The organism is Acidovorax sp. sif0632, from assembly GCF_019218805.1.
Lineage (GTDB): Bacteria > Pseudomonadota > Gammaproteobacteria > Burkholderiales > Burkholderiaceae_C > Acidovorax > Acidovorax facilis.
This window is the reverse complement of record NZ_JAHUWW010000010.1, coordinates 70,549-83,599: the sequence shown is the minus strand read 5'-3', so window position 1 is coordinate 83,599 and position 13,051 is coordinate 70,549. Positions and strand designations below refer to the sequence as shown.

The following is a 13,051-nucleotide window of genomic DNA, read 5'->3' as shown; positions in this document are numbered from 1 at the left end:
GCCATGGCCGAGGCCCAGGGCGCGCGGGACGCAGCGCCGGCCGCACTGGCCGCCTGGGGCGTGCAGGCCGCGCCCACCCTGGCGCTGGCGGACGGGGCCGAGCCCGAGCCCCCCGTGCCAGACGCCACGGCCGCCGCTGCCCAGCACCCAGCGGCGGCCGACTGGCAAGACCAGGCCGAGGTGGCGCGCCGCGCCGCTGACCTGGCCGCCGTGCAAACCCGTGCCAACCCCGAGCTGACGGTGGCGGCCACGCGCGGCCGCGAGCAGGCGGGCGACCGCTACCAGCAGACCTTCACCGTGGGCCTGCGCATACCCCTGGGCGGGGGCGACCGTGCGCAGGCAAAACAGGCTACAGCACGCGCCGATGCCATCGATGCCGAGGCGCGTGCTGCCGTGGAGCAGAGGCGCCTGGCCGCCGACATCGCCGCCGCCATGGCCCGCGTGAAGGCCGCGCAGGCCCAGCGCGACGCCTTGGTGCGCCACGCGGCGCTGGCGCAGGGTACACGCGGCTTTATCGACAAGGCCTTCCGACTGGGCGAAGCCGACGGCCCCACACGCCTGCGTGTGGAGCTGGAAGCCGCCCAGGCCGAACGCCAGCTGGCCCGCGCCCGCATCGACGCAGCGGCCGCCATCTCCCACCTGCGCCAGGCCCTGGGCCTGCTGCCGCAATGACGCCCTTGAGGCCCTCACCACTTTTGCTGAACACCATGAAACTCTCTTCCACTTTCTCCACACTGGGCCTGGCCCTGCTGCTGGGCTTGCTACCGCCGACCGCGCTGGCCGGTGCTGGCCATGACCATGGCGAAGCCCCCGCTGCCGCAACGGGCACGGCCCTGCCGCGCTTTGCTGCTACTTCCGACCTGTTTGAACTCGTGGGCGTGCTCGACGGGCAAAAAATCGCGCTCTATCTGGACCACGCGGGCGACAACAGCCCCGTGAAAGACGCCCGGCTGGAGCTGGACATCGCAGGCACCAGCGTGCCCGTCACCCGCGTGGCCGAGGGCGAGTTCCAGGCCACCCTGGCCGCGCCGCTGGCCGAGGGTGTGAGCCCCGTCACCGCCACCGTGGCCGCAGGCAATGAGACTGACCTGCTCGCAGGCGAGATCGACCTGCACCCCGCCGCCCACACCGATGCCGCGCCCGCAGGGCTGGCCCGCCGCACTGCGCTGATCGCAGGCGCTATGGCCGCCGTGCTGCTGGCGCTGGTCGCCGTGTGGGGTTTGCGCCGGGGCCGTGCTGCCCGCATGGGCAACAACCAACGCGTGGGAGGTGCAGCATGAAGCGCTTCCACCCCATGCCTTCCTTGCTTGCCCTGCTCATGGCCACCGTGCTCAGCGCCCCCCTGCCAGCCCTGGCAGGCCCCGGCCACGACCATGGCGACGCGCCGCCCGCGCCCACCGGCAACGGCCCCAGCCGCCAGCCCGATGGCAGCGTGTTTCTTCCCAAACCCGCCCAGCGCCAACTGGGCGTGCGCACTCTGGTGGCAGCCACCGGGCAACACGCCAAGGCTTTTGAACTGGCAGGCTCCGTGGTGATGGACCCCAACGCGGGCGGCAAGGTGCAGGCCGTGCTGGCCGGGCGGCTGGAGGCCGGGCCCAAGGGCCTGCCTGGCGTTGGCCAGGCGGTGCGCAAGGGCGAGGTGCTGGCCTACGTGGTGCCCACGGCGGGCGCCATCGAGCGCTCCAACCAGCTGGCCCAGCAGGCCGAGCTGCGTGCTGCACGCGACCTGGCCGCGCGGCGCGTGGCGCGCCTCACGGAGCTGGCCGACACCGTGCCGCGCAAGGACATCGAGGCGGCCGAGAGCGAGCTGCACAGCCTCACCCAGCGCCTGGGCGCCGTGGGCGCGGGCCTGGCCACACGCGATGCGCTGGTGGCCCCCGTGTCGGGCGTGATCGCTTCGGCCAATGCCGTGGCTGGGCAGGTGGTGGATGCGCGCGAACTGGTGTTTGAGGTGGTAGACCCATCGCGCCTGCGCATCGAGGCCCTGGCCTACGACCCGGCACAGGCCCAGAGCGTGGCAGGTGCCACGCTGGCCGTGGCCGGGCAGCGCGTGCCACTGCGCTTTCTGGGCGCGGCGCGCAGCCTGCGCGACCAGGCGCAGCCGCTGCAGTTTGCGGGCGACTCGTCTGCGCTTGGCACCTTGGCCCTGGGCCAGCCGGTGCGCGTGTTCGTGCAGTCCACCGACAAGGTCGATGGCGTGCAGGTGCCCGCCGCCGCGCTGCTGCGCAACCCGGCCAACCAGACCATCGTCTGGGTCAAGGAGTCGCCCGAGCGCTTTGCGCCGCGTGTGGTCACGGCGGTGCCGCTGGATGGCACCTCGGTGGCCGTGACCTCGGGCCTGCAGCCCGGCGACCGCGTGGCCACGCAGGGCGCCACGCTCATCAACCAGGTCCGCTAAGGAGTCACGATGTTCAAGTGGCTTCTCGAAAACAGCCTGGTCAACCGGCTGCTGGTGCTCATCGCCGCCGCCGTGCTCATGGCCTACGGCGCCTTCACGCTCTCGCGCACGCCGGTGGACGTGTTCCCTGACCTCAACAAACCCACCGTCACCCTCATGACCGAGGCCGGCGGCATGGCCGCCGAAGAGGTGGAGCAGCTCATCACCTTCCCACTGGAGACCACCATGAATGGCCTGCCCGGTGTGGAGAGCGTGCGCTCCACCTCCAGTGCGGGCCTGTCGTTCATCTACGTCACTTTCGACTGGAGCACCGACATCTACCGCGCGCGCCAGATGGTGTCTGAACGCCTGTCGTCCATGGAAGAGGGCCTGCCCACCGGCATCACGCCGCGCATGGGGCCCATCAGCTCCATCATGGGCGAGATCATGCAGGTGGCCATCCCCATTGACGCGGGAAAGACCACGCCCATGGCCGTGCGCGAGTACGCCGACTGGGTGCTGCGACCGCGCCTCATGGCCATCCCTGGCGTGGCGCAGGTGATCCCCATCGGTGGCGAGGTGCGCCAGTTCCAGGTGCTGCCCGACACGGCGCGCATGGCGGCGCTGGGCATCACGCACGACCAGCTCACGGGCGCGCTCAAGGGCTTTGCGGCGAACACCTCGGGCGGGTTCCTGGAGCTGGGCGGGCGCGAATACCTCATCCGCCACCTGGGCCGCACCTCGCGGCTCGAAGACCTGCAGAACCTGGCCCTCACCGCCAAAAACGGCCAGAGCGTGCTGCTGCGCCAAGTGGCCGATGCCACCTTTGCCGCCGCCACCAAGCGCGGTGACGCGGGCTTCGAAGGGCAGGGCGCCGTCATCCTGGGCATCCAAAAGCAACCCACGGCCGACACCATCGGGCTCACGCGCAGCATCGAGGCCGCGCTGGTGGACCTGAAGAACTCGCTGCCCGCAGGCATGGAGGCGCCGCGCGTCACCTTCCGTCAGGCAAGCTTCATCGAGGCCTCGGTCACCACGCTGCAGGGCAAGCTCATGGGCGCCTCGGTGTTTGTGGCGGTGATTTTGTTCGTGTTCCTCGGCACGCTCAGGCCCACGGTGATTGCGCTCACGGCCATCCCGGTGTCCATCTTCATCACGGCGCTGGTGTTCAAGTATTTCGGCCTGTCGATCAACACCATGACGCTGGGCGGCCTGGCCATTGCCATTGGCGGCCTGGTGGACGACGCAGTGGTCGATGTGGAAAACGTGCTGCGCCGCCTGAAGATGGACCGCGCCAAACACCCGAACCACCGCCTGCACCCCATCGAGGTGGTCAAGCTCGCGTCGATGGAAGTGCGCTCCGGCATCCTCTACGCCACGGCCATCATCGTGCTGGTGTTCCTGCCGCTGTTTGCGCTGCCGGGCATCGAGGGGCGGCTGTTTGTGCCGCTGGGCATTGCGTTCATCGTGTCCACGCTGGCCTCGCTGCTGGTGTCGGTCACTGTCACGCCGGTGCTGGCTTTTTACCTGCTGCCGCGCATGAAGAACCTGGACCATGGCGACACCCGCGTGGTGGCCTGGCTCAAGGCGCGCTACCGCAACGGGCTTGTGGCCGTGCTGGCGCGCCCGCGCACCGCCCTGGCCGTGAGCGCGGTGGCGGTGGTGATCTCGGCAGCGGCGGTGCCGTTCTTCCCCGCCACGTTCTTGCCGCCGTTCAACGAAGGCACGCTGCTCATCGGCATGCGGCTCAACCCCGGCGTCACGCTGGCCGAATCGAGCGTGCTGGCCCGCCAGGCCGAGGTGCTGGTGCGCCAGGTGCCCGAGGTCACGCACGTGGGCCGGCGCAGTGGCCGCGCCGAGCTGGACGAGCATGCCGAAGGCGTGCACGTGAGCGAGCTGGACGTGGGCCTGCTGCCTGCGGCGGAACTCAAACGCAGCATGGCCGAGGTGCAGGCCGACATCCGCAGCCGCCTAGCACACCTGCCTGCCGCCATCGCCATCGGCCAGCCCATCTCGCACCGCATCGACCACATGCTCTCGGGCGTGCGATCGCAGATCGCCATCAAGCTGTTTGGTGACGACCTCGACACGCTGCGGGGCCAGGCCGAGGCCCTGCGCGCGCGGCTGGCGGGCATCCCCGGCCTGGCCGACCTGGAGGTGGAAAAGCAGGTGCTGGCGCCGCAGATCACCGTGCGCGTGGATTACGCCGCCGCTGCGCAAATGGGCGTGCCCGCGCCCCAGGTGCTGGCCGCGCTGCAGACGCTGGTGGAGGGCGAAAAAGTGGCCCAGGTGGTGGAGGGCAGCCGCCGCTTTGCGCTGGTGGTGCGCCTGCCCGACAGCGCGCGCTCTATCGACGGCCTGGCGCGTGTGCTGATCGACACGCCCCGTGGCCCCGTGCCGCTGTCGCGCCTGGCCACCATCGAAGAGGACGACGGCCCCAACCAGATCAGCCGCGACGACGGCAAGCGCCGCATCGTGCTGTCGGCCAACGCGCAGGGCAGGGCGCTGTCCGACGTGGTGGCCGACATCCGCCAGGCCGTGGCTGAAACCCGCCTGCCCGAGGGCTACTTCATCACCCTGGGCGGCCAGTTCCAGGCGCAGGAAGAAGCCAGCCGCCTGGTGGGCCTGCTCGCCATCGTCTCGCTGGTGCTGATGTTTGTGGTGCTGTACACGCGCTACCGCTCGGCCACGCTGTCGGCGCTCATCATGGCCAACATCCCGCTGGCGCTGGTGGGCGCGGTGCTGGGGCTGTGGGTGTCGGGCCAGCCGCTGTCGGTCGCGGCGCTCATCGGCTTCATCACGCTCGCGGGCATCTCGGTGCGCAACGGCATTTTGAAGGTGAGCCACTACCTCAACCTGATGCGCGTGGAAGGCGAGCGCTTTGACACCGCCATGATCGTGCGCGGCTCGCTGGAGCGCCTGAGCCCCGTGCTGATGACCGCCCTGGTCACCGCCTTTGCCCTGGCCCCGCTGCTGCTGGAGGCCGAACGCCCCGGCACCGAAATCCTGCACCCGGTGGCCGTGGTCATCTTCAGCGGCCTCATCAGCTCCACGCTGCTCGACACCTTCCTCACCCCGGCCCTGTTCTGGCTCTTTGGCCGCAAAGACGCCGAACGCCTGCTGGACGACAAGAACGCCGAGGCGTTCTGAGCTTTTCTTGTTTTTGTTCTCCTTATTTGTTCATTTGCTTTTTCATTCACCCGTTGAAAGGACTCTCATGAAAACCACCCGCCAACTTTTCGCCGCCCTGGCCCTCGCTGCTGTGGCCACCACCGCCGTCCATGCCGCTGGCGACCACGGCGCGGGCCACGACCACAAGCCCCAGCACGGCGGCATCGTGGCCGAGGCCAACGACATGGACTACGAACTCGTCGCCAAGCCCGACACCATCACCTTGCATCTGCGCGACCACGGCAAACCCGCCAAGACCGAGGGCGTGAGCGCCAAGCTCACCCTGCTCAACGGCACCGAAAAATCCGAGGCCGTGCTTGTACCGGCCGGCGAGGGCAGACTCGAAACCAAAGGCATCTTCAAGGTCGCAGCAGGCACCAAGGTGGTGGCGCTGGTGACACTGCCGGGCAAGAAGGCGGCGAATGTGCGGTTTGCGGTGAAGTAAGCCGCTGCCGGAGAGAGAAAGAAAGCGTTGTGCATCACGCGCCGCTGTGCTGGCTTCTGCTGGCGTGGCGGTGTGTTGTCTGTCTCAGTGGCAGTGCGCCTTGAGCACCGGCGAGGTGGGTGTGCGCGTGGTTTCAGTGATGCGGTGTGCTGAAATTTGAAGAAAATCGGGCTCTACCGCCTGTCTATCAAGCGCTTATAGCTATCAAATTGGTAGTGATGTGGTTGATGCTGGGCGCGAGGTGCTGAGCTTCCGTGGGCGGGAATAGGCAGATTTTTTTGGGCGGAGTGTCTGGCTGTTTTAGGCTGGTTGCGGTCGATCAGTTCGAAAAGTTCGATGGCCGCTCTCTCCGAAAGCTGACCTCATACGCTTAGTCAAGCGCCGTACACCAGTCTTGGAACCTCTGGCCTTGGCGAGCACTGGGGTTCCTCATGCAAGAGGATGCAGCCCGAGGGTTCATGATGAGATCGACCGTTCCGTGAAGTGCGACCCTTTTCGCCTGTCCTTCTTGGTGGCCTGTTGTGGTGGCTGTGTCTGTGTAGAGCTGTTCTTAAACCGGTAGCTGTCGCTGCCGGTTTCCGGAATATTGCAGTGATGCGTGAGCCGGTCCAGCGGCGTCGTGGCTTTACATCACCGAGCACAGATGATTGCAAACTTCTACAACTCAGCCTGCTGCGTCAGCGCATTGCCCTGGCACTTGTGCCAAGCAAAGAATGCAAAAAAGGCGCCTTAAAAAGATGTTGTAAAGACGATGGCTGCTTAGGTCACGAGGCCCTCACCACGCTCCTCATCTTTAGGAACAAACACCTTCCGCGTGTTCGGATTGCAGTCCATCAGCCCTGCGTAGCGTCCCCAGGCGATCATGGTCTGGAAGGTTTTCTCCGGGTTGTCGTAGGGCAACGCGCTGCCGATGTCTTTGATCACTCGGGACGCGTCCACTTCTTCATACTCCTTGAGCAGGGCAATGATGATGTGGAAGATGCGCAGCTTGAACACCTGCTCGGCGAAGATGGTGCGCCGTCCCTGACGGTCGGCGGCCACAAATCGCCGGCCCAGCGCCGTGAAGCGGACCTCGTCCTTGGGCGTGTCGATCAGCTCCAGAATTTCTGCGGCCTTGACCAGCGCGATGGTCTCGCCGAACTCTTTGCCGATTTCGTCAGAGATGTCGTAGATGTTCGACAGCTCTGGCGTGTCGTGAAGAATGCTGAGCAGGCCCAGGATCTGCGCCACCGGTACCAGCGGGATGGACTCCATGCGGCCCCGCGCACGCGAGATGGGGTGGCCCGCCACGGGTGCCTCCGCTGGCAAGTCGGGCAGCGTCATGGTAGTGATGGTTTCGTGGATCACCTTCACCAGGCGCTGGAACTCCGGTTCCCGGCTGTCGCGCGGGTAGGGCAGCGGGTTCTCCAGCACCAGGCCCAGGCGGCCCGGGTGTGGGAACAGCACGACGATGCGCGTGGCCATCTCCACCGCTTCCTCAATGTTGTGGGTGACCATGAAGACCGAACTCGGGCCCGCTCCTTTGCCCCGCCACAGCGCGATCAATTCCTGGCGCAGGTTTTCTGCGGTGAGTACATCGAGCGCGCTGAATGCCTCGTCCAGGCACAGCAACCGGGGCTGCGACACCAGTGCACGGGCAATGCCTACACGCTGGCGCATGCCACCCGACAGCTCACGCGGGTAGGCCGCGTGGTAGTTGCCCAGGCCAATCAACTCGATGGCCCGCTCCACCGCCGCATCGCGCTCGGCCCGGCTGACGCGGTGCGCCATCAGGCCCACCGCCACGTTCTGCGCCACTGTGAGCCAGGGGTAGAGCGCAAAAGTCTGGAACACCACCGAGGCGTCCGGGTTGACACCGTGCAAAGGCTGGCCATGCGCCAGCACGCGGCCGGAGCTGGGCTCGATCAGGCCCGTGAGGCAGCGCAGGATAGTTGACTTGCCCGAGCCCGACTGCCCCAGCAGGGCCAGCATTTCGCCCTCGCGGATGTCCAGGTCGATGTTGTCGAGCACTTTGAGCTCGTGGCCGCCCGCGATGGTGAAAGATTTGCTCACGGCGCACAGTTGGGCCAGAGATGCCGTTGCTTCGTTCAAAGTTGTGAGAGTCATCATGTTCAATCCAGGCGAAAGCGGCGTTCTGCAAACGCATACAGGCGCCGCCAGATCAGTTTGTTCATCAGCAGGACGAAGACCGACATCACCGCGATGCTGGTGATGATGAGCGGCGTGTCGCCCGTCTTGGTGGCTTGTGCAATGAAGGCACCCAGGCCATCGGCCTGCAAGGTTGTGTCGTCCCAGGTGGCAAGTTCGGCGACGATGCTGGCGTTCCACGCACCGCCTGCCGCCGTGCAGGCCCCGGTGACCCAGAAAGGGAAGATCGCAGGCAGGATCAAAGTGCGCCACAGCGCCCAGTTGCGCAGGCCATAGACACGCGCGGCCTCTTTGAGGTCGTTGGGGATCGCCATGGCGCCGGCGATCACGTTGAACAGGATGTACCACTGCGTGCCCATGGCAATCAGCAGGATGCTGCCCCAGTTCATCGGAGTCTGCGTGGCCACAAAGAAGCCCACCACGATGGGAAACGTCATGTTCACGGGGAACGACGCGCCGATCTGTGCCAGTGGCTGAGCCCACTTCGCCACCCTTGGGTGGAACCCGATCCATACCCCGACGGGGGTCCAGATCAGCGTGGCGAGCACAGTCATGGCCATCACACGCAGCAGGGTTAGTAAGCCCAACCCCACGATGTGGGCGACGGTACCCAGCGTGACCGCACCGTGCAGCGCAGAGATGGCAGCGATCAGGCCCCGCAATACTTCGAAGCCCAGCCACGCTGCGGCAGCCAGGCCCACGATGCGCAGGGGCCAGGGGTTGCCTTTTCGCACAGCGCTGACCGTGCCAGGCCGCTGGCGCAGAACCAGGCCCTGCAACACGTCCGTGAGTGGCCGCCACACCGCCCGGCCGAGCCAGCTGAACACATAGGCCCGGCGCAGCAGGTTGTAGACCCACGAGGTGGCTGGCGCGGCAGATTCCGTCAACTCGATCTTGAACTTGTCGGCCCAGGCCAGCAGGGGCCGCCACACCAATTGGTCGCTGACCAGGATCAGCACCAGCATGGCCAGCACCGCCCACAGTGCGGCCCTGTGGTCGCCCAGCTCGATGGCCTGTGCCATGTACGAGCCCAGGCCCGGCAGCTTGATGTCCTTGTTCATCACGCTGATGGCTTCGCTCTGCGCCACAAAGAACCACCCGCCACCGAAGGACATCATCGAGTTCCAGATCAGGCTGTGGGTCGAGGCTGGCAGCTCCAGGGTGCGAAATCGCTGCCAGCGGCTCAGGCCGTAGTTCTGCGCAGCCTCTTGCATGTCGGTGGGGATGGTGACCATCGAGTGGTAGAAACCAAAGGCTATGTTCCACACCTGCCCCGTGAAGATTGCAAAGATGGCGGCACATTCCACACCCAGCAGGCTGCCGGGAAACAGTGCCATGAATCCCGCCACGGTGGCTGACAAAAAGCCCAGCACAGGCACCGACTGCAGCACGTCCAGCGCCGGCAGGATGACCTCACGGGCGGCGCGGCTCTTGGCCGCGAGGTAGCCCACGGCAATCGCGAAGAACAGCGAAAAGCCGAACGCGATCCACATGCGCAGCAGCGTGCGCCCAGCGTAGTAGGGGATCTGGCTGGGCGACACATCCAACTGGGGCGTGCTTGCTGCGTCGAAGTGCACGAGCATGCCTTTGCCAAAGTGCAAGGCGCTCCACAGCAGGCCCATCAAGCCCAGCAGAACTAGGCCATCCACCCAGCCGAAGTCGCGAGGGCTTTCATTGACGGCCAATTGGGGCGCGGTGTATTTCAGGGTGCGGTGCATGTTGGTCATCACCGCTGGAAGGCCCAGTTGAGCCCGATGGTCCACCAGGCGGGTGCAGCGCCTGCCAGGCCCCGCGCTTGGCTCAGGTCCACGCTGAGCGCATCGCTCACCGCGTAGCGTGCGCCCAGGCGCCAGAAGTTGGCTTCGCTCTCGCGGAAGCGTTCAGCCACCAGCGACCAATGCGGCGTAGCGGCCCACTCCAGAGCTGCACCGCTGCGGTTGAGATCCGGCCCCTGGCGGCGGAAATCACGACCCAGGTTCATATGGACTGCCAGGCTTTCAACCGGTTGCCAGGTCACGGGGAACAACACGGTGCTGCCAGCAAACCGAGGCCGCGTGTCCTGCCATGTGGCCGATACCACGACACCCACGCTGAGCGATTCGGTCAGCGGTGCGGCCCATTTGACCTGGGGGCCTGCGGTCACAGACGTGTCGCTGCCAGCCCAGCGCGTGCGGTCCAGGTTCAGGCCCAGTTCCACCGGACCAAGCCGGCAGGCAGGCCCCAGGTGCACCAGCGTGCGCCCTCCGCCACGTTCCCGGTCGGCCCAGGTTTCGGCCTGGCACTGGCCGGGCTCCAGGATGGCGGCGTCATCCACGGCGTGGTGGCCGCCCGCTGAATGGGCATCCTGAAACGCCATACCCAGGACGGCAACCGCAGCGCCCAGGCGGCGGCGAGCAGACAGGCCGGGGCGCACGATTCTCACGGAGCGCATTTTGGGGAGAAACGGGCCGCGCGCGCAGCCTGCTGCGGATACACAGGGTCTGGGTTCTTTTCGGCTCATGGGACTCTTTCTGGCTTCTTTGGCCTTGGGCTTTCTGCGGGCTTTGAAAACAGCCGGGCGTGGCGCAGCCACGCGCCGCTGATGCGGCCCGCAGGCTTCTGCATTGGAAAGATGGGGTGTGACGAGCACGCGGCAAATGCGGCCCGGTTTGTGGTGAAACGTGGAGAAATGGCTTGCCGCCGAGGGCAAACACATCGCTGCGGCCATGCGGCGCACAGCGCGGATCGAAGCGCTAAGCAGCCGAATGTGCCGCACCCGCAAGGGCGCTCTTCACACCTGATCTACAACTGGCACTGTCCACGCGCACGGCTCCGAAGTGATGACGGGGCGGATATTGCACTGCACCAAACCGAGCGTCAAGCCAAGAGCTGCAATTTTTATGAAATCTTTATGCGAGCGCTTCGCTTGTAAAGAATGATGAGCGCTGCCAAGCCTCTCATAGTCAGTCCCCGACCACGCAGCACAACGCAGTAGTAGCTTGAATGTGGCGTATATCGCAAGTCTCGATCTGTTTGGGCTCGATGCCAAGACACGGCAATCAGCCGACGTAAGCGCATGCGAGCGAGTTTCATGTCATCTCACATCTCCGGCGGGCGCGAATGCGCTGCATGGCACCATACAAGTTCGGAGAATTTTACAAAGGTACCCATGCTGATCAATTGCGTTGCCTACGAAAACGGCGCGAAGCTGGCGGACATTCCTGTCGCCGACATTAGTGAATACATCATCAGACCAGGCTGTTTCGTATGGGTAGCTTTGGCCGAGGCAACGCCCGAGGAGCTCAAGGAAATGAGTGAAGAGTTTGGTCTTCACGAACTGGCTGTAGAGGACGCGCACCATGGCCATCAGCGGCCGAAAGTGGAAGACTATGGCGACTCGCTGTTTGTCGTGATGCATCTGCTTGAACCTGAGTCTGAACGACAAGGGCATTTCAACGCAGGCGAAGTCGATGTCTTTGTTGGGCCCAACTATGTGCTATCGGTTCGCAATCGCAGCAAGCAAGGATTCCTGGGCGTGCGAGATCGCTGCGAACGAGAGCCTGATTTGCTTCGCAACGGCTCCGGCTTTGTCCTTTATGCATTGATGGACGCAGTGGTCGATCGCTACTTCCCCATCATCGATGCACTGGAAGTGGAGTTGGAGAAGATCGAGCACCAGATTTTCACGAAAAAGGCAGCTCGCGACAGCATTGAGCAGCTCTATAACCTGAAGCAACGCGTCATGCTTCTCAAGCACGCGGTTTCACCGCTCCTTGAAGGAGTGAGCAAGCTCCATGGTGGCCGGGTACCTCAGATCTGTGCTGGCTCGCAGGAATATTTTCGAGACGTTGTAGACCACCTGATACGCATCAACGGGCTGATCGAGGGCATGCGCGACACCATCGGAACTGCCATTCAGGTCAACCTATCCATGGTGGCCATCGAAGAAAACGAGGTCACAAAGCGTCTAGCCGCTTGGGCCAGTATCTTTGCGATATGGACTGCGCTTGCCGGGGTTTGGGGCATGAACTTCGAGAACATGCCCGAGCTGAAATGGAAGTACGGGTACGCCATGGCGCTGGGAGTCATGGCTGCAGCGTGTTCTTTCCTCTACTGGAGATTCAAGCGCGCGCGCTGGCTGTAGCTGTCCGATGCGGGTAGCTTCTCGTCGACGAGTCCGCAACCCGTCCTGTCAGTTTTCGGCTCTGGCATTCCAGAATGCCTGCAGGACACCGGGTTGTGCTTCCAACTGCGCCACGACACGGTCGAGTTCCTCCGAGTCGACTGCTGTGGCATAGAGGGTCGCCTCAATCTCCGTGTCGGTTTGCCAAAATGCATGCTGGTCGAGATCGCGCACTAGATAGTTGGCGGCATCTCCAGCAGCTGCACAAGCTTGTCCTGAGCCTCGGCCTGCGCTTCGCGCTGGCACACCATGAAGACCGGATAGGCGGCCTCCGTCAGCTCCTCGTCAATCGGGTGGCGGTTGATGCGGTTGACCACAGGGCGCAGCAGCGTATTGCTGGCCAGCACAAAGAGCGCTGCGATCAAGGCGCGTGACAGTGGCGCCGCCACGCGGATCACGTCTATTCGTTGCCAACCTGTTGATGTCCACGCAAACCTGACCACCCAACAGATCTTTTCAGATTTATAGACTACAGCGTTGAAGCCTCGTATGAACTCGACGGTGGTATGTCCCATCCCTCAATGCTGACTCGAATCTATCGCTTGGGAATGCGGTCGCGAGTTTCAGGACGCCTATCCCTAGCACCACCGTGTTCAGCGCATCTCGATGACCGGAGTACAGCTAAAACCGTGAATACACATAGCCTCATTGATCGGCTGCTATCGCTGCAAAGCAGCCCCTGCTGATCTGAGCTGATTTGAAATGCCCTCGCATGGCCCAGCCACCCATCGGCTGATGCATTGTCTCC

The 13,051-nt window shown here is 64.8% G+C and carries 11 protein-coding genes and 1 pseudogene; 6 read left to right on the top strand and 6 right to left on the bottom strand.

Annotation, left to right across the window (positions count from 1 at the left end; genetic code table 11):
* The 5 genes from KW832_RS24670 to KW832_RS24650 all read left to right on the top strand — a co-directional run.
* A partial coding sequence (locus KW832_RS24670; protein ID WP_218338459.1) for a TolC family protein occupies nt 1-672 on the top strand: 672 nt, incomplete at its 5' end.
* A 35-nt stretch (nt 673-707) separates the two neighbouring features.
* Nucleotides 708-1,280 (top strand): hypothetical protein, encoded by a 573-nt coding sequence (locus tag KW832_RS24665; RefSeq protein WP_218301833.1) that lies wholly within the window; start codon nt 708-710, stop codon nt 1,278-1,280.
* The gene (locus tag KW832_RS24660) at nt 1,277-2,398 is read left to right on the top strand and encodes an efflux RND transporter periplasmic adaptor subunit (protein WP_218301832.1); all 1,122 of its coding nucleotides are present in this window, start codon (nt 1,277-1,279) and stop codon (nt 2,396-2,398) included. Before KW832_RS24665 ends, KW832_RS24660 begins: the two co-directional genes overlap by 4 nt.
* Nucleotides 2,399-2,407: 9 nt before the next feature.
* The gene (locus KW832_RS24655) at nt 2,408-5,527 is read left to right on the top strand and encodes an efflux RND transporter permease subunit (RefSeq protein WP_218301831.1); all 3,120 of its coding nucleotides are present in this window, start codon (nt 2,408-2,410) and stop codon (nt 5,525-5,527) included.
* A gap of 67 nt (nt 5,528-5,594) precedes the next feature.
* Nucleotides 5,595-5,993, top strand: a complete 399-nt coding sequence (locus KW832_RS24650) for a hypothetical protein (RefSeq protein ID WP_218301830.1) — start codon at nt 5,595-5,597, stop codon at nt 5,991-5,993.
* A gap of 456 nt (nt 5,994-6,449) precedes the next feature.
* On the opposite strand, the pseudogene KW832_RS24645 reads toward KW832_RS24650, so the two are convergent.
* From KW832_RS24645 to KW832_RS24630, 4 genes and pseudogenes are all read right to left on the bottom strand, one after another.
* Nucleotides 6,450-6,614: pseudogene (locus tag KW832_RS24645) on the bottom strand (ATP-binding protein IstB); the annotation flags it as partial.
* A 138-nt stretch (nt 6,615-6,752) separates the two neighbouring features.
* Nucleotides 6,753-8,099, bottom strand: a complete 1,347-nt coding sequence (locus tag KW832_RS24640; RefSeq protein WP_218301829.1) for a nitrate/sulfonate/bicarbonate ABC transporter ATP-binding protein — start codon at nt 8,097-8,099, stop codon at nt 6,753-6,755.
* Nucleotides 8,100-8,104: 5 nt separating this feature from the next.
* On the bottom strand, nt 8,105-9,847 hold the full coding sequence (locus tag KW832_RS24635) for an ABC transporter permease subunit (RefSeq protein WP_218301839.1): 1,743 nt from the start codon (nt 9,845-9,847) through the stop codon (nt 8,105-8,107).
* A gap of 20 nt (nt 9,848-9,867) precedes the next feature.
* Nucleotides 9,868-10,572: a hypothetical protein gene (locus tag KW832_RS24630; protein WP_218301828.1), complete on the bottom strand. Its 705-nt coding sequence runs from the start codon at nt 10,570-10,572 to the stop codon at nt 9,868-9,870.
* 717 nt (nt 10,573-11,289) lie between these two features.
* On the opposite strand from KW832_RS24630, the gene corA reads away from it, so the two are divergent.
* Complete coding sequence (gene corA, locus KW832_RS24625) at nt 11,290-12,264, top strand: magnesium/cobalt transporter CorA (protein WP_218301827.1); 975 nt, start codon at nt 11,290-11,292, stop codon at nt 12,262-12,264.
* 48 nt (nt 12,265-12,312) lie between these two features.
* On the opposite strand, the gene KW832_RS24620 is transcribed toward corA, so the two are convergent.
* Together KW832_RS24620 and KW832_RS24615 are read right to left on the bottom strand one after the other, a co-directional pair.
* Nucleotides 12,313-12,477: a hypothetical protein gene (locus KW832_RS24620; RefSeq protein ID WP_218301826.1), complete on the bottom strand. Its 165-nt coding sequence runs from the start codon at nt 12,475-12,477 to the stop codon at nt 12,313-12,315.
* Nucleotides 12,477-12,818 (bottom strand): hypothetical protein, encoded by a 342-nt coding sequence (locus KW832_RS24615; protein WP_218301825.1) that lies wholly within the window; start codon nt 12,816-12,818, stop codon nt 12,477-12,479. Before KW832_RS24615 ends, KW832_RS24620 begins: the two co-directional genes overlap by 1 nt.
* Between the last annotated feature and the right edge of the window lie 233 nt (nt 12,819-13,051).